General features: G+C 51.7%; 16 protein-coding genes. 8 read left to right on the top strand and 8 right to left on the bottom strand.

Annotation, left to right across the window (positions count from 1 at the left end):
• The first annotated feature begins 15 nt into the window (after positions 1-15).
• Positions 16-585: a chromate transporter gene (locus QOX44_RS06220; RefSeq protein WP_283682145.1), complete on the top strand. Its 570-nt coding sequence runs from the start codon at positions 16-18 to the stop codon at positions 583-585.
• A gap of 21 nt (positions 586-606) precedes the next feature.
• A complete protein-coding gene (locus QOX44_RS06215; protein WP_283682144.1) occupies positions 607-1161 on the top strand; it encodes a chromate transporter in 555 nt (184 codons plus the stop codon).
• Between the two features lie 32 nt (positions 1162-1193).
• Here QOX44_RS06215 and QOX44_RS06210 read toward each other — a convergent pair whose 3' ends face one another.
• From QOX44_RS06210 to QOX44_RS06195, 4 genes are all read right to left on the bottom strand, one after another.
• On the bottom strand, positions 1194-1982 hold the full coding sequence (locus QOX44_RS06210; RefSeq protein WP_283682143.1) for an HAD family hydrolase: 789 nt from the start codon (positions 1980-1982) through the stop codon (positions 1194-1196).
• A 50-nt stretch (positions 1983-2032) separates the two neighbouring features.
• The gene (locus tag QOX44_RS06205; protein WP_283682142.1) at positions 2033-2626 is read right to left on the bottom strand and encodes a YdcF family protein; all 594 of its coding nucleotides are present in this window, start codon (positions 2624-2626) and stop codon (positions 2033-2035) included.
• Between the two features lie 35 nt (positions 2627-2661).
• The gene (pdxR, locus tag QOX44_RS06200; RefSeq protein WP_283682141.1) at positions 2662-4062 is read right to left on the bottom strand and encodes a MocR-like pyridoxine biosynthesis transcription factor PdxR; all 1401 of its coding nucleotides are present in this window, start codon (positions 4060-4062) and stop codon (positions 2662-2664) included.
• Positions 4063-4140: 78 nt separating this feature from the next.
• Complete coding sequence (locus tag QOX44_RS06195; RefSeq protein WP_283682178.1) at positions 4141-5805, bottom strand: glutamine--tRNA ligase/YqeY domain fusion protein; 1665 nt, start codon at positions 5803-5805, stop codon at positions 4141-4143.
• Between the two features lie 176 nt (positions 5806-5981).
• Between QOX44_RS06195 and QOX44_RS06190 the strand changes: the two genes are divergently transcribed.
• Entirely contained in the window at positions 5982-6905 is a 924-nt protein-coding gene (locus QOX44_RS06190; protein ID WP_283682140.1) for a diacylglycerol/lipid kinase family protein, read from the top strand.
• 46 nt (positions 6906-6951) lie between these two features.
• Here QOX44_RS06190 and QOX44_RS06185 read toward each other — a convergent pair whose 3' ends face one another.
• The 4 genes from QOX44_RS06185 to QOX44_RS06170 all read right to left on the bottom strand — a co-directional run bounded on the left by QOX44_RS06185 (position 6952) and on the right by QOX44_RS06170 (position 11566).
• Positions 6952-7974, bottom strand: coding sequence for a glycosyltransferase family 2 protein (locus tag QOX44_RS06185; protein ID WP_283682139.1), 1023 nt, complete (start codon positions 7972-7974; stop codon positions 6952-6954).
• Positions 7975-8021: 47 nt separating this feature from the next.
• Positions 8022-9125: an A/G-specific adenine glycosylase gene (mutY, locus tag QOX44_RS06180; protein WP_283682138.1), complete on the bottom strand. Its 1104-nt coding sequence runs from the start codon at positions 9123-9125 to the stop codon at positions 8022-8024.
• 112 nt (positions 9126-9237) lie between these two features.
• Complete coding sequence (locus QOX44_RS06175) at positions 9238-10014, bottom strand: N-acetylmuramoyl-L-alanine amidase (protein WP_283682137.1); 777 nt, start codon at positions 10012-10014, stop codon at positions 9238-9240.
• A gap of 67 nt (positions 10015-10081) precedes the next feature.
• On the bottom strand, positions 10082-11566 hold the full coding sequence (locus QOX44_RS06170; protein ID WP_283682136.1) for an alanine/glycine:cation symporter family protein: 1485 nt from the start codon (positions 11564-11566) through the stop codon (positions 10082-10084).
• Between the two features lie 169 nt (positions 11567-11735).
• Here QOX44_RS06170 and QOX44_RS06165 point away from each other — a divergent pair, with 169 nt between their 5' ends.
• The 5 genes from QOX44_RS06165 (at position 11736) to QOX44_RS06145 (ending at position 17236) form a co-directional block, all read left to right on the top strand.
• Positions 11736-12611 (top strand): LysR family transcriptional regulator, encoded by an 876-nt coding sequence (locus QOX44_RS06165; RefSeq protein WP_283682135.1) that lies wholly within the window; start codon positions 11736-11738, stop codon positions 12609-12611.
• Between the two features lie 148 nt (positions 12612-12759).
• On the top strand, positions 12760-14130 hold the full coding sequence (locus QOX44_RS06160; protein WP_283682134.1) for an NAD(P)/FAD-dependent oxidoreductase: 1371 nt from the start codon (positions 12760-12762) through the stop codon (positions 14128-14130).
• Between the two features lie 319 nt (positions 14131-14449).
• Positions 14450-15418, top strand: a complete 969-nt coding sequence (locus QOX44_RS06155; protein ID WP_283682133.1) for an ABC transporter substrate-binding protein — start codon at positions 14450-14452, stop codon at positions 15416-15418.
• Positions 15419-15522: 104 nt separating this feature from the next.
• A complete protein-coding gene (locus QOX44_RS06150; RefSeq protein ID WP_283682132.1) occupies positions 15523-16449 on the top strand; it encodes an ABC transporter permease in 927 nt (308 codons plus the stop codon).
• Complete coding sequence (locus QOX44_RS06145; protein WP_283682131.1) at positions 16442-17236, top strand: ABC transporter ATP-binding protein; 795 nt, start codon at positions 16442-16444, stop codon at positions 17234-17236. The genes QOX44_RS06150 and QOX44_RS06145 overlap by 8 nt, the downstream gene beginning before the upstream one ends.
• Positions 17237-17290 lie beyond the last annotated feature (54 nt).

The raw sequence follows: 17290 nt of genomic DNA, 5'->3' as shown, positions 1-17290 counted from the left end.
GAAAGGAGATTGATCTTGACAGAAAAAAAGAAATTTTATCTGTGGCTGCTGAAGACGAATCTTTTTATCAGCGCCTTTACCTTTGGCGGCGGTTACGTCGTTGTACCTATGGTCCGCCGCTATTTTGTGCAGCAAAAACACCTGTTTACAGAAGATGAGCTTTCTGAAATGGCTGCTGTAGCACAGTCAACTCCGGGAGCGATCGCGATCAACCTGTCCGTTCTCGCCGGATGGCGCACCGCAGGTATGGCAGGAGCCGTCATAAGCTGCACGGCTGCCGTGATCCCTCCGTTTCTCATTCTCTCCTTCGTCTCTGCCTTTTACACTGCATTTATTTCAAATGCTCTTATCGCCGCCATCCTCAGAGGAATGCAGGCAGGCGTTGCCGCACTGATCGTGGATCTGATCGTAGATATGTGCCGCATGATCCTTCGTGAAAACAGTATCTTTCTGACGCTTATGGTGCCCGCTGCTTTCGCCGCAAACTTTGTGTTTGATATCAATGTCGCACTGATCCTAGTCATCTGCTGCCTTTTGTGCCTCGCAAAAACCCTGATTTGCAAACACACCGCCCATCCGTCTTAATCATCAGGAGGAATATAGATCATGGATTTAACACGGCTTTTTTTCACTTTCTTTCAGATCGGTCTGTTCAGTATCGGAGGCGGCTACGCGATCATCCCCTCGATCCAGGAGCAGGTCGTAGAGCGCGCCGGATGGATCAGTGAAAAGATGTTTACTGATATTATCACCATCTCCCAGATGACGCCCGGTCCTCTGGCAGTAAATACTTCCACCTTCGTGGGCCTGCAGATCGCAGGTATCGCAGGTGCAGTGACTGCAACCGTCGGCTGTATCATCAGCGGCGCGGTGCTTTCCCTTTTGCTGTACCGTTTCTTCCAGAAGCACCACGGCTCTGCCTGTATATTTGAAATATTAAACGGACTGAAATCCGCCTCACTTGGCCTGATCATCTCTGCAGCAGCTACCATCGTACTGCTTGCCTTCTGGGGAGATGCATCTCCTGCCTCACTTGCCAGGGCAGATCTGCGCGCAGTCCTCATCTTTGCCGCAGTATTTCTCATCATGCGAACACGCAGATGCAACCCGGTCATCCTCATGACAGTCAGCGGCATCGCAGGCGCTATCTTGTACCTGTAGCCGAAGCTGCCTCCCGCCAGCTGCTGCCGCTGTTATTGTGCCAGCAGTTCCCGGAGCACCTGCAGCACGCCAGCCTCTGACTGCGGCGGCGCGATATGCTTTGCACATTCCTTCAGCTGCGGGTGGGCATTCGCGACTGCATAGCTCTCGCCTGCCCTTTCGAGCATCCCCACATCGTTGCAGTTGTCGCCAAACGCCATCGTTTCTTCTTTTTTGATCTTCATGCGCCTCTGGATCTCTGCAATCGCATTTCCCTTATCTGCATGCAGGCTCATCGTGTCGACCCAGATTGCTCCGGCGATGGCGATATTGAGTCTGTCTGCAAATTTTTCCTGGATCTTTTCATTGAGCTCCTCAATCCCGTACTCTCTGTACGCGCTGATCTTGTTCGTCCTGCCGCACAGGCTGATCAGATCCTCTGTCCGCTCTACCACATTTTGATAACCTGTAAGGAGCGCTTCAAACCCCGGCCTTTTTGATTCAAAATACATTCGTTCCGGCGTAGACAGAATAATCTCTGTGTCCGGCTGCTCGCGCATATAGCGCACCAGATCCTTTGCCACTTCCTCTTCGATATAACAGCTCGAGATGTTCTGTTCCCGGCACATGACATTCGTACCGTTCTCTGCAATAAAAATAATATCATTCGCTACCGGAGCAAACACATGCCTCATGCTGGCATACTGCCGCCCGCTCGCTGCGGCAAACATGACCCCGCGCGCTTTCAGCTCCCGGATGATCTCAAAAAGCTCCGGATCAAGCTGTGTCGTACCTTCTGATAAAAGTGTACCGTCAATATCTGATATTACCAGTTTTATCATAATCTTCTCCTCCTGCACGTTTTGGCCTTTTTCGTAGCTTTGCTCATTTTCTATTCTTTATGCACCCGCATGATCTCATGGAACTGTGCGCCGCAGCGCTCCACCTCACCGAGTACTGTATCGATCCCTTCATCCGTCCGCATCCAGCTTTGACGGCTGATCCCGCGCGTTACGACAGGGCAGACAAAAAACTGTACAGCCGGAAACTGCTCCTGATAATACATCAGACTGCGCCTTGCATGGAATGCCTGACACGACAGGATCGCCCTGTCAACGGAAATGCCCATCCTTTGCAGCGCCTTCCGCGAAAAAATCGCATTCTCATACGTGTACGTTGCCTGGTCTTCCCGGAGGATTGCCTGCGGCGGCACACCTTCTCTTATCAGGACATCCCGCAGGTACTCCCACTCTGTCGCAAAGCTGCACGCAGAGGGCTGCTCCGGGATATACTCAAACCTGCCCCTTGTGATACTGAACCGCCCGGAAGGCATAATATACGGAGCATACCCCTGATGATACAGCTGTGCCGCATGTCTGGCTGCTTCCGGATAATTCCCTCCCGGCACAAATATGATATCCGCGCTGTCCGGCGGATCCTCTATAAAAATAAAGTCTGTAATACAGTCATAAAATCGCGTTTCCATCCGTGCCTCCTGAGCGTTTTGCTGCTGCAGGCATCCTACAGCCATGCCTTTTTCAAAAGAGCTGCTGCCTGCCGTATCTCATCCTCGTGGAGATTCGCATAGCCGAGGATCACCGTAGCCGCCTGCGGCATCTTTGCCTCACCTACAAAATAGCGTGACAGACCGTAAACGGCAACGCCGTACTGCGCCGCCCGCGTGATCGCGTCCTCTTCCCGCATCCCGTTCGTAAAGGTCAGCAAAAGATGTACCCCTGCATTCTCCCCGCTGATGCGGCAGATACCGCGAAATGCCCGCAGCTCCTCCAGGAGGGTATCATGTCTCGCTTTATAAAGCGCACGCATCTTATTCAGGTGCCTCTCATAATAACCTTCATTTAAAAATGCTGCGATCAGCTGCTGATCCACACGGGAGACGGTACACGAGATCGCCCGTCCGCGCTCTTCATACAACGAAAGCAGCCTTTTCGGGAGCACCATATAGCTTACGCGGATCGCCGGAGCGATGGATCGGGAAAAGGTCCCGATATAGATGACCCGTCCGCTCTGATCATATCCCTGCAACGCCGGGATCGGCTTTCCTTTGTAGCGAAACTCGCTGTCATAATCATCCTCTATGATATATCTGTCCGGCGCTCCCTGCGCCCACTCCAGAAGCTGCATCCGGCGCTTCACCGGCATGACTGTGCCAAGCGGGTACTGGTGCGACGGCATCACATACGCTGTCTGCGCCTGCGTCTGCTCCAGCGCATCTATCCTCATACCGGACTCATCCATCCCCACGATACATACCTCATTCGAAAGATTACAAAAAAGATCGTACGCCTTTTTATAGGTCGGACTCTCCATCGCGATATGCTGCCCCGCTCCGAACATCGCGCACAGCAGCAGGAGAAGAAAGTCATTTCCGGCTCCTATGACGATCTGTTCCGGAAGCGCTTCCGCTCCTCTGGCCTGATGCAGATACGCGGCGATCGTACTGCGCAGCTCATAATCTCCCTGCGGATCACCGAGTGCAAACAGCTCCCTGCGCTCCTCCAGCAGGATATTTTTTGACAGCTTTCTCCATGTATTTTGCGGAAAGCTCTCAGGATCTACACCGTTGGGCGAAAAATCATACTGATACTGGCGAATAGGACTGTGTGGTCTGGGCTGTGTCTGCAAAGATTCCCGCCTCAGATGATACAGCCCGTCCAGCTCGCACACAAAATATCCCCTGCACGGGAGCGCCTCGATGTATCCTTCCGCGACAAGCTGATCGTACGCCATATCGACAGTCGTACGGCTCACCTGGAGAAATTTTGCCAGTTTTCTCGTAGAGGGCAGCCTTTTTCCAAAAGGCAGCCCTCCATTTTGAATATCGTTCTTTATATGCTTGTAAATCTGCTCATAGAGCGGTACGGATGACTGTGCATCCAGGCTGATCGCCAATTCGTTCACAATACTGCTCCTTCCCCCTGCTCCACGGCCACTGCACATTCTGTGCGGCCATCCGGCATCCGCGCACTCCGCTGCGCCTTATTTGGGCAGACGGAATGAGCTTTTGAGCGATACGATACGGTTGAATACGAGCGCATCCTCTGTGGAATCCTTTGCGTCTGCACAGAAGAAGCCCTGACGCACAAACTGGAAGCTGTCATACGGCTGTGCCTTCGCAAGCTCCGGCTCCAGCAGACAGTCCTTTAATACAGTCAGAGAATTCGGGTTCAGGTTCAGAGAACCATCCTCGTTGTATACGCCCTTTTCCTCATCAATAATATTCTCGTACAGGCGGACCTCCGCCTTTACTGCTGTCTTTGCAGCTACCCAATGGATCGTTCCTTTTACCTTGCGTCCTGTAAAGCCGCTGCCGCACTTTGTCTCCGGATCATACGTACAGTGGATTTCTGTCACATTGCCGTTCTCATCCTTCTCAAAGCCTGTGCACGTCACAAAGTACGCTCCCATCAGGCGCACCTCGTTCCCCGGGAAGAGACGGAAATACTTCTTCGGCGGATTCTCCATAAAGTCCTCGCGGTCAATATAAAGCTCTCTGCCAAACGGCACCTTTCTCATGCCAAGCTCCGGATTTTCGAGATTCATCTCCACATCGAGATACTCAAGCTGATCCTCCGGATAGTTGTTAATGATAAGCTTCACCGGATCAAGCACTGCCATCAGACGCGGGCGCTTCAGCTTCAGATCCTCGCGGATGCAGTATTCCAGCATTGCATAATCCACAGAGCTGTTTGCCTTGCTGACTCCGCACAGCTCCACAAACTTCTGAATGGACTCCGGCGTAAAGCCGCGGCGGCGAAGCGCTGCGATCGATACGAGACGCGGATCATCCCAGCCGTCCACGATTCCCTCTTCTACAAGACGCTTGATATAACGCTTTCCTGTCACGACATTCGTCAGGTACAGCTTCGCAAATTCGATCTGCTTCGGAGGCATCTCATACTCCAGCTCTCTCACCACCCAGTCATAGAGCGGACGGTGATCCTCAAACTCCAGCGTACAGATCGAATGTGTGATGCCCTCGATCGCATCCTCGATCGGATGTGCAAAATCATACATCGGGTAGATACACCACTTGTCACCTGTATTGTGATGGCTCATACGCGCCACGCGGTAAATGACCGGATCACGCATATTGATGTTGGAGGACGCCATGTCGATCTTTGCGCGCAGTACCTTTGCGCCGTCCTCATACATCCCGTTTTTCATATTCTCAAACAGCTCCAGGTTCTCCTCGATGCTGCGGTTCCGGTACGGGCTCTCTTTGCCCGGCTCTGTCAGTGTACCGCGGTACTCCCGGATCTCCTCTGCTGAAAGGTCGCAGACATACGCCTTGCCCTTTTTGATCAGCTTTATGGCAGCCTCATACATGGCGTCAAAGTAATCAGAGGCAAAGAAGAGCCGGTCCTCAAAATCAGCTCCCAGCCATTTTACGTCTGCAAGAATGGATTCCACGAACTCGCTCTTTTCCTTGGTCGGATTCGTGTCATCGAAACGAAGATTGAATTTACCATTGTATTTTTTAGCCAGTCCGTAGTTTAAAAGGATGGACTTGGCATGTCCGATATGCAGATATCCGTTTGGCTCCGGCGGGAAACGCGTATGCACCGTCGTACAGTGCCCCTCCGATAAGTCCTTGTCAATGATCTGCTCAATAAAATTCTTTGATACTACTTCCTTTTCCAGTTCCATTTTCTCCTCCTGTACCGCATAATAACTTTTTTCATAATAGCACAGCTCCTGCAAAAAAACAATAAGCGATAAACCCGGATATTGTCGAATTACGAAAAAGCTGATAAAATAGCAGCAAAACGCAGTGCGGTCTGAGGCCGCTTCTGCGCACCGCAACGAGGGAGGAGCTTATGTATTACTTTATTGTCAATCCTGCATCCGGCTCAAACCACGGGCGCACCATATGGAAAACGATCCATCAGCAGCTCGACAAAAGCCAGGTCGAATATAAAGCCTTTGTACTGTCAAAGCGCGGGGAGGCGCGGACGCTCGCAGCCTCACTCGCCGAATCAAAGCAGCCTGCCACAGTCATTGTAGTAGGCGGTGACGGTACGATCAATGAGACGATCGACGGTCTCTTTACCGGATCCTGCGCGCACATTACCTTTGGCTGTATTCCAACAGGGTCCGGCAATGATTTCGTACGGGGACTCGGCCTTGCCAGGGATCCATCCAAGGCGCTGCATACAATTTTGCACCCAAAAGAGATCCGTCCTGTCAATATCGGAACTACACAGTGCGGCACGGCTTCGCGTTCCTTCGCCGTCAGTTCGGGCATCGGTTTTGATGCTGCAGTATGCCACAGTGTACTCGACTCCAGGCTGAAGACGGCGCTGAACCGTTTCCACTCCGGAAAGCTGGTCTATCTGTTTACTGCCCCCTGGCTCCTTTGCACTATGAAACGCCAGACCTTTCGGCTTACCGTCGATGACTGTGCGCCTCAGACATTCGAAAAATGTTATTTTGCCGCAGCGATGAACCTGTGCTATGAAGGCGGCGGCTTCCAGTTCTGTCCCGATGCCAGACCGGACGACGACTGTCTGGATCTGCTCATCGTAAACGGGATCTCCCGCCTGCGTGCGGTATCCGTCCTGCCTCTTGCTTTTTTCGGAAAGCATACGCGCAAAAAAGGGATCCATATCATCCGCTGCAAAAAAGCAAGGCTGCAAACAGACCAACCTGCCTGCGTGCATACGGATGGAGAGATCCCCGGCTTCTGTCAGGAAGCTGTTTTTTCTCTCCATGAAAAAAAGCTGGCTGTCATCCTGCGATGACAGCCGTTTTTGTGTCTGCCCGTACGGGCAGCTTCTTTTCCTGGTCTTAATTAAATCCAACGAATTTCTGTGCAAGCTTGTATGCACCTATGGAAAGCTTACGTCCCACTGCTCCCGGAAGGTTCATGGCCGTGCCAAAGAGACTGTGACGTATGCCGCGGTAAAGCTTTGCATCCTTTTCTTTGAGGTATGCCCATATGTCATCCTTCTTCGCAAGCGCTTCCTGCGTGCCGGACAGGATCAGCATAATAGACGTAACCGTCATGATCTTTGTCAGATAAATATTCATATATCGCTTCAGCCGCGCGCTCTTGTCCGAAAAATCCTCGGCTGCCATTACGTCGATCATGATCTTGTTGACCCGGATCTGCTGATCGATCCTTCCGATCATCACATGCTCATTGACAGACTGATCCTCGCGTCCGATAAAGTAATGATACAAATTCACATCCATATAGTACATGCGCTTCACATAGGGGAGCGGCTGGAATGCAAAGATATTGTCTACATAGAAGATATGCTTCGGAAGCTCAAGTCCACAGTCCCGCAGAAGCTGGGTGCGGTAAAAAATATTGTGCATCAGAATATACTGCGTCTGACGCATATGACGCATCGCATCCCATTCAAACACTTCATCTACCGGAAAAACATTGGCGAAGCGCATCAGCTTTTTGTGCTTTGCCCCCACCTTATCATACACAAAATTGGCGAGCAGCATATCTACGCCGCCCTGCTCCTCAAGCTCTTTCATCCTGCGGATGATCTTTACAAGTCCTTTTGTATTTACCCAGTCATCGCTGTCTACTACCTTATAATATAATCCTGTCGCATTGCGAAGTCCCGTATTGACGGCTTCTCCATGCCCCCCGTTTTCCTGATGGATCGCCTTTACGATCCCCGGATATCTGGCTGCATACTGGTCGGCGATCTCCGGAGTGCGGTCCTTTACCGAACCGTCGTCCACGATCAGTATCTCCACATCCTCCCCGACCGCGAGGATTGATTTAATGCATTTTTCCATATACTCTTCTGAATTGTAGCAAGGAATCGCTACTGATAAAATTTTCATAGCCCATCTCCTGTTTTTGTTTTCCTGTATTTCTGTATTTCCGACACCTACAGATCCGTGTATTTCTCCTGCCCCAGACGGATGCTCAGATATTTTGTATACGCCGCAAACGCCGCCGGCACCGGATACTCCTGTTCCGTGCGCTCCGGCTCGATAAAGAGCAGCATCTGGTCAGACGGCATATCCTGCGTCTTTGCCTTTCTGTCCTCAACGAGTACCATATAGCCCTGCATCTTCCATTCCACATGACTGAAAATATGCTTCGCCGCAGGCAGTTTCTGTATACGGATCGGTGAAAACTGAAGCCCCCTGACATACGCAAGCGCTTCCTCCTGCGACAGATAGCCCGGGACGTTGGGAAGCTCATACAGGCCCGCGAGCAGTCCCTTATCCGAACGTCTGCCGATCAGAGCGCGCTCACTGTCCCTGACGACGAGTACCGTCCGCTTTTCAATACGGCGCGCTTTTTTCTCTGCTTTTACCGGAAGCTCCGTCTGGCAGCCATTTTCACGGGCGTAGCACACGTTCCGAAGCGGACACGCGCTGCAGTCCGGCTGTCCGTTCGGCAGACATACGGTAGCTCCAAGCTCCATCAGAGCCTGATTAAATGCTCCTGCCTGATCCGGCGGGATGATCTTCCCGACAATGCGCTCAAACTCCTTTTTGACAGACTGCTTCCCGATATCCTGTCTGCTGCCGCAGATACGGCTGATCACACGCAGGACATTTCCATCGACTGCCGGTACAGCCTGTCCATACGCGATAGACGCCACCGCACCTGCCGTATAGCTGCCGATCCCCGGAAGGAGAAGCAGCTCCTCACAGGTATGAGGCAGCTCCCCTGCATACCGATCAACCGCGATCTGCGCTGCCTTTTGCATATTGCGCACCCGGTTATAGTAGCCCAGTCCCTCCCACAGCTTGAGGAGCTGATCCTCCGGACAGGCAGCCAGCGCAGCCACATCCGGAAGTGCTCTGATAAAACGTGCAAAAAATGGCTTTACCGCCTCCACTCTGGTCTGCTGCAGCATGATCTCCGACACCCACACATAATAGGGTCTGGGATCGTCACGCCATGGAAGCCTGCGTGCATGCGCGCGAAACCATGTAAGAAGCGGTTCACTTATCCCGTCAAGTCTCTCCGCATCCATATATGATTCCCTTCTGTTTTTTCATATGTGTATCATACCACTGTTTCTCCTAAAACAAAAGGAGAATTTTAGTAACCGTTCAGCGATCCGCTCGAATAAGCCGCTGCCAGTTTCACATGGTAATAAAGGTCGCATATCCCTGGCGGCGCAGCGCCTCCTCCATACGCACCGCATTATCAAGCTGCCGGAAGGCTCCGACTTGTACTTTATAATAATCATCTTCCCGCAAAATGTAAGCCGGGAAATTCTGGCTAAGCAGCCGGTACAGCAGATCCTCCGCATATTCGCGCCGCTTAAACGCCCCGGTCTGAACACGGTAAAGACGCTCCTGGGACTGGGACTGCATCTGATCCTCCGTTCCCTGCCCGATGGTCTCAAGCACACCGTCTGCGATTGCCTGCGCGATCGCTTCAAACTGGCTGTCAAACAGCTCATTGTCCGCCTGTGTATTCAAAAATCCTGCCTCTACAAGAACAGCAGGCATTCTGGTCCGGCGCAGGATCACAAGCCCGGGACGCTCCTTTACCCCCAGATCCCGAAATCCCGCCTGCTCCAGATTGCGGTTGATGTTCTCTGCCAGCTCTACCTTCTTCCCCGAGCGGTCATACACAAGTGTCTCTGCCCCGGAATACTGATTCGCCTGCGGACTTGAATTTCTGTGAAACGAGATCAGAAAATCTCCGCCCTCCTGGTTTGCGATCTGAGCCTTCTCAAACGGTGTGTCATATACATCCTCCGTCCTCGTATATGCCACCTCCACGCCATTGTTCTTCAGTATTTCCCCCACTGCAAGCGCAAGGCGCAGCGTATCGTCCTTCTCCTGTCTTCCATTAAATACAGCGCCCGGTTCCTGCCCGCCGTGCCCGGCATCCAAAATCACCTTCGCCATACAAAAATCCCTCCGGCTGGTTTCATTCATATTATTATATGCCCCGCCGGAGGGATTGTGTCTGAAATTATTTTTTTACTCTGCGGCTGTCCTCATAGGACCGAAGAGCCGCAAGCGCCTTTTTTGACATCGGGAACAGTATAAAAATATTAAACAGTGTCATCAGCCCGACGCCGACATCGCCAAGGTCCCACACGACCGTATAGGCAGCCAGCCCTCCGATGAAAAGCATCACGAGCGCAAGCACCTTATAGGCTGTCTGAGAAAACCAGTTATCCCCAAAGAGGTACGCCACATTCGACCTCGCATAGTAGAGGATCCCCAGAAACGTGGAAAAACTGAACAGCCACAGGACGATCGCGATAAAGATCACGCCGAATGTACCGAGATGGTAATCCATGGCTGCCTGCAGATAATCCATTCCGGTCAGTCCTTCTGTCAGAGACGCCGGAGTCAGGAGCATAATAAAGGCTGTACAGCTGCAGATCAGGATCGTGTCAATAAATACGCCGAGCGCCTGTACAAGTCCGACCTTCGCCGGATGATCCGTATTCGCTGCCGCAGCTGCACACGGAGCAGATCCGGACCCCGCCTCATTTGAAAACAGGCCGCGCTTGACGCCGTTCATCAGCACAGCTCCAAAACCGCCTGCTACTACCTGCCTCAGTCCGAACGCCTCTGAGAAAATGCGTCCGAATACGTCCGGGATCTGACGGAAATTGAGTGCGATCAGCACAACCGTCAGCAGAAAATAGCAGCCTGCCATGATCGGCACAAGCACATCGAGCACCTTCACTGTCGCATGCTTGCGAAGCACGATAAATGCTGCCAGTACCACAAGCAGGATCGTCGTGTAAAGCGGCGGGATATGAAATGCATTTTCAAAAGAGGACGCCACAGAATTGCTGATCACCTGACTGATCCCGCACCAGCAGATCAGACCGGAAAGGGCAAACAGCACAGAAAGCAGTACGTAGCGCCGCGGTTTTCCTCCCCGCTTCTCTTCTATATATTTGTGGATATAGTATGCCGGACCGCCGCGGTATCCCCCGTACAGCGGATCCTTTTCCTTGTAGATCTGTGCGAGTGTCGCCTCCACAAATGCCGTCGATGAGCCGATCAGGGCCGTAACCCACATCCAGAACACCGCTCCTGCGCCTCCTGCGGAAATCGCAGCAACGACTCCGACCAGATTTCCCATACCGACCCTTGTAGCGGTAGAGACAACCAGCGTCTGGCAGGCAGAAAGGGCGCTCCCTTTTCCTGCATGCCGTTTTTTTTGTCCCTGGCTCTTTTCCTTTGCTGCATCGCTTCTTTCGCCCTGAGGCTGTGAGCTCTTCTCAAGAGTTGCCCGGATCATATCCGGGAAAAGCCGTATCGGCAGGAAACGTGTGCGGATCGTAAAATAAATCCCGGAAGGGATCAAAATGATCACGAGCAGAGACAGCGGCAGCGTCCCTCCCCCCGGTAATGGGATATGGATCAGATCCCCCCATAAAAATCCATATACGGCCTCGATCAGCCCTACTATTGCCCCTGTTATTTTGTCCATCGCTTTTCCCTGCAACCTTTCTTTCTCTTTCCTTTATTCCTTCATTTCTCGTAACTATCCCGGAAGCTGCTGCTTGCCAGAATCCAGGTAATAGTATACAATAGCACTATGGATTTGTAAAATTAATAGAAATTCTAATAAGCATAAAAATTTTCAATGGGGTGATGTTATGGAAATCAGAAATCTGGAAAGCTTTATCCAGACGGCAGAGCAGGGAAGCTTTACAAAGGCTGCCGCGAAGCTCGGTTATACGCAGTCCTCCGTCTCCCTGCAGATCAAGCAGCTGGAACGCGAGCTGGGCGTCTCCCTCTTTGACCGGGTGAACCACACGGTCCGCCTGACTGCCAAGGGGCTTGAGATCCTCGAGCTCGCCCATCAGGTTATACGCACAGCCGATGCGATGAAGGCCGCGGCTGAAAGCCCGCAGAGCATAAGAGGAAGTATCCGTATCGCAATGGCCTCCTCTATCAGCCATGTACTTTTTAAAAACAGGTTCGACGAATTTCGCAGTCTTTTTCCCCATCTGTCCCTGCAGGTTTTTCAGACCAGTACAGAAGAAATGTTCCGCATGCTCAACCGCAATGAAGCAGATCTTGTCTACACGCTGGATTATCATATTTATGACAGAAACTACGTGATCGCCTCGGAGGAACCTGTGACATGCCACTTCGTAGCCTCCGCCTGCCATCCGCTCTCCGCTCACCGCAGCGTCTCCGTTGATGAGCTGCTCGAATGGCCATTTATCCTCACAGAAAAAGGCATGAGCTACCGACGCATCCTGGACGAATCCCTGGCAAGCAGGTCCATGGCTGTTGATCCGGTCCTGGAGATCGGCGACACAGCGCTTATCAGCGCCATGCTGGAAAATGGCAGAGCACTTTCTTTTCTGCCGGATTACGTGACCGATGAGGACGTGCGCCTTGGCAGGCTGTTCCGTCTCGATACGCCGGATATCCAGATCACGATCTGGAAACAGCTTCTTTATCACCGCAACAAATGGGTGCCGCCGGAAATGCAGGCAGTCATTGACTATCTCTCAAGGTAACTCAAGGTAAATGCATCCGACAAGCCGTGTTTTCCTTGACGCAGCATTTCCAAGACAGTATACTGAAAATAGTATGCTTCCTGTCGGTGCGTCTGCTGCAGCATGCGGCACAGACAGCTGCTATATAATGTAAAGGAGAGACAAGTATATGAAATATGATGTGATTATCGTCGGTGCAGGGCCTGGAGGGATTTTTTCCGCATATGAGCTGATCCAGAAAAATCCAAAGCTGCGGATCGCCGTATATGAATCCGGCTTCCCGCTCGAAAAGCGGCATTGCCCGATCGACGGACAAAAAGTAAAAAGCTGTATCAAATGTAAAACCTGCGCGATCATGAGCGGTTTTGGCGGAGCCGGTGCATTTTCTGACGGAAAATACAATATCACCAACGATTTCGGCGGAACGCTGCATGAGCATATCGGACGCTCACAGGCGATCAGCCTTATGAAATATGTCGATGAGATCAATATTGCCCACGGCGGCGAGGGGACACGCATGTACTCAACCGCAGGCACAAAATTTAAAAAGCTCTGCCTGCAAAACAAGCTAAAGCTCCTCGATGCTTCTGTCCGCCATCTGGGCACGGATATTAATTATATTGTTCTGGAAAATATCTATAATGAGCTGAAGGACAAAATGGACTTTTTCTTCCAGACCCCGATCGACAGCATCGAGATCCTTTCGGATGGCTACCGCGTCCACTACGGATCAGATTTTGCCGACTGCACGCGCTGTATTGTCTCTGTAGGCCGAAGCGGGAGCAAATGGATGGAGTCCATCTGCCGCAGCCTGGATATCCCTACAAAATCAAACCGTGTAGACCTCGGCGTACGCGTAGAACTCCCTGCTGTGATCTTCTCTCACCTGACCGATGAGCTGTACGAAAGCAAGATCGTATACCGTACCGAAAAATTTGAGGATAATGTGCGTACCTTCTGTATGAATCCGAACGGCATTGTTGTCAATGAAAATACAAACGGTATCGTCACAGTCAACGGACACAGCTACGAGGGTGCAGAAAAACAGACGGAAAATACCAATTTCGCGCTGCTTGTGGCAAAGCATTTTTCTGAGCCATTTAAAGACAGCAACGGATACGGAGAAAGCATCGCAAAGCTTTCCAATATGCTCGGCGGCGGAGTGATCGTCCAGCGCTTTGGAGACCTTGTGCGCGGCCGCAGGAGCAACGCAAAGCGCATTGAGGAAGGACTGGTTGTTCCGACGCTGGCTGCTACCCCCGGAGATTTAAGTCTCGTACTGCCAAAGCGTATTCTGGACGGGATCATCGAAATGATCTATGCCCTTGACAAGATCGCTCCCGGTACAGCAAACGATGATACGCTCCTGTATGGTGTAGAAGTGAAATTCTATAACATGGAAGTAGATATTGATGAAAATCTGGAAACAAAATACAAAGGACTTTACATCATCGGCGACGGCAGCGGAGTGACCCACTCTCTGTCCCATGCTTCTGCAAGCGGCGTTTACGTAGCACGCAAAATCGCAGAGGAAATGTAACGCGCCTGCATCGGGCGCCGCCCCTCTGGCGTCTCCACATCTTTTACCAGAATATTTGTAACAGTTTGGCCATGTACAAAGCTGCAAAAATCTGAGTGCAATCAGGCAGACGGCTGAACTGTTACGAATCTTTCGCTCTGACAGCCAGAGTTTTATCAGAACGGACGACTTAAAAAGAATGTATCAGAACACATTCTTTTTTCTTATCGCGCTTGACTTTTTCGCTTTAAAGTGATATATTGATGTAGTTCAATAAAATGATGCCGGAAGCAAATGATTCCTGACATCATGATATATTATGATCAGGGAGGATTTTATTATGAAAAAACAGATGTTAACTACTGTGATCCTGGCAGCCGCAGCCACAAGTCTGATCGGCACGACAGCGCTTGCCGAAGAATCACAGTCTTATACCGTAGGTATCTGCCAGCTCGTACAGCATGAGGCGCTCGATGCTGCCACACAGGGATTTAAGGATGTGCTGTCAGAGGAGCTTGGCGATGCAGTGACCTTTGATGAACAGAATGCGCAGGGGGATTCTAATACGTGTTCCACCATCATCAACAGCTTCGTCTCCAATGGCGTAGACCTGATCCTCGCAAATGCGACAGCCTCCTTGCAGGCAGCGGTGGCCGGTACAAACGAGATCCCGATCCTCGGCACTTCGATCACCGAGTACGGCGTCGCTTTGGAGCTTGAAGATTTTGACGGAACTGTAGGCGGCAATGTCTCCGGTACCTCCGACCTCGCTCCGCTCGATGAGCAGGCAGCCATGCTCCATGAGCTGTTTCCGGATGCCAAAAATGTCGGCCTTTTGTACTGCTCCGCAGAGGCAAATTCTCAGTATCAGGTAGATACCGTAAAAGCAGAGCTGGAAGAACTGGGGTATTCCTGTGAATACTACGCGTTCTCCGATTCCAATGATCTGTCCTCTGTCGTAACGACAGCTTCTTCTGAATGCGATGTCATCTATGTTCCGACAGACAACACAGCCGCTTCTAATACAGAGATCATCAACAATATCTGCCAGCCGGCAGGTATCCCGATCATTGCCGGCGAAGAGGGCATCTGCGCTGGCTGCGGTGTTGCCACACTTTCTATCAGCTACTACGATATCGGACGCACCACAGGTGAGATGGCCGTAAAGATCCTTACCGGAGAATCCGATATCTCTGAAATGCCGATCGAATATGCGCCGACCTTTGTGAAAAAATACAATCCGGATATCTGTGAAGCCCTCGGCATCAAGATCCCGGAAGGCTATGAAGCGATCGAAGCAGCAGAATAATACAGAAAAACAGACATTTTTCAATCACATATCAGGATTACCAGCGGACAGCGGGAAAGAACACTTCTCTCGCTGTTCCTTTTGGCAATTAGGAGGAACTTCAAATGGAGATTATGAATCTTATCAACGCACTTCCGGGCGCAGCCGCACAGGGGCTTATCTGGGGAGTCATGGCGATCGGCGTCTACCTGACCTACCGGATCCTCGATGTCGCTGATCTGACCGTAGACGGGACCATGTGTACCGGAGGCGCCGTGTGCATCATGCTGATGCTCAGCGGCTGCAACGTCTGGGTGGCAATGCTCGCGGCTACCGGAGCCGGCATGCTCGCCGGACTGGTGACAGGCATTTTCCATACCTTTATGGGTATCCCTGCCATCCTCGCCGGCATCCTGACTCAGCTGTCTTTATACTCTGTCAACCTGAAGATCATGGGCAAAGCGAACCAGGCGATCAACGTAGACAAATACGATCTGCTCGTCTCTTTGCGCTATATCAAAAACGTCCCCGTATGGCAGAATACGATCCTGATCGTCGCTGTTATCATACTCGTACTGATCGCCCTTTTGTACTGGTTTTTCGGCACAGAGCTCGGCTGTTCTCTGCGCGCTACCGGCTGCAACCCAAACATGTCCCGCGCACAGGGCATTAATACCGCGCGCAATACCGTGATCGGTCTGATGCTCTCCAACGGTCTCGTCGCCTTTTCAAGCGCGCTCCTGGCACAGTATCAGGGCTTCTCCGACGTCAATATGGGGCGCGGCGCGATCGTCATCGGTCTCGCAGCTGTGATCATCGGCGAAGCTGTATTTGGAAAGATCTTCCGCAACTTTGGCTTTAAGCTCCTTGGCGTTGTGCTTGGCTCGATCCTCTACTACCTTGTGCTCCAGACCGTTATCTGGCTCGGCATCGACACGGATCTGCTCAAGCTCCTGTCTGCGCTCGTCGTAGCCGTATTCCTCGCCTTCCCGTACTGGAAAGGAAAATATTTTTCAAAGCCGGCAAAGAAAGGAGGCAGTACGAATGCTTGAGCTCAAGAACCTTTATAAGACCTTTAATCCTGGCACGATCAACGAAAAGACTGCGCTAAACGGGCTTTCTCTCAAATTAAACGACGGCGATTTTGTCACTGTGATCGGAGGGAACGGAGCCGGAAAGTCGACCATGCTCAATGCCGTGGCCGGTACATGGTTCGTCGACGAAGGGCAGATCCTCATCGATGGCGTCGACGTCACAAAGCTGCCGGAATACAAACGCGCCGCATATCTGGGCAGGGTATTTCAGGACCCGATGACAGGTACCGCCGCCACAATGGAGATACAGGAAAATCTGGCGCTTGCAAAACGCCGAGGAAAAACGCGTTTCCTGCGCCCCGGCATCTCAAAATCAGAAAGCGCCGAATACCGTGAGCTGTTAAAAGTCCTCGGTCTCGGACTTGAAGACCGCCTGACCTCAAAGGTAGGGCTCCTCTCCGGAGGACAACGTCAGGCACTGACGCTTCTGATGGCAACACTCCAGAAACCAAAGCTTCTGCTTCTCGATGAGCATACCGCGGCACTCGATCCCAAGACGGCTGCCAAAGTTCTGGAGATCACCGATATGATCGTCAACCGCGACCATCTGACCACCTTAATGATCACCCACAACATGAAAGATGCGATCCAGCACGGCAACCGTCTGATCATGATGATGAACGGACAGATCATTCTCGATATCGCAGGCGAGGATAAGAAAAAGCTGACCGTCCGCGACCTGCTTGACCAGTTCGAGCATGCAAGCGGCGAAGCGTTTACGAATGATTCCGCACTGCTTGGATAAAAGAAGCGGCTATAAAAAGGAGCGTACCATCTGAAAAGATAGATCGCTCCTTTT

Origin of the sequence: Parablautia sp. Marseille-Q6255 (genome assembly GCF_951230155.1) — a bacterium.
GTDB lineage: Bacteria > Bacillota > Clostridia > Lachnospirales > Lachnospiraceae > Choladousia.
This window is presented reverse-complemented; position numbering and strand designations above follow the sequence as displayed.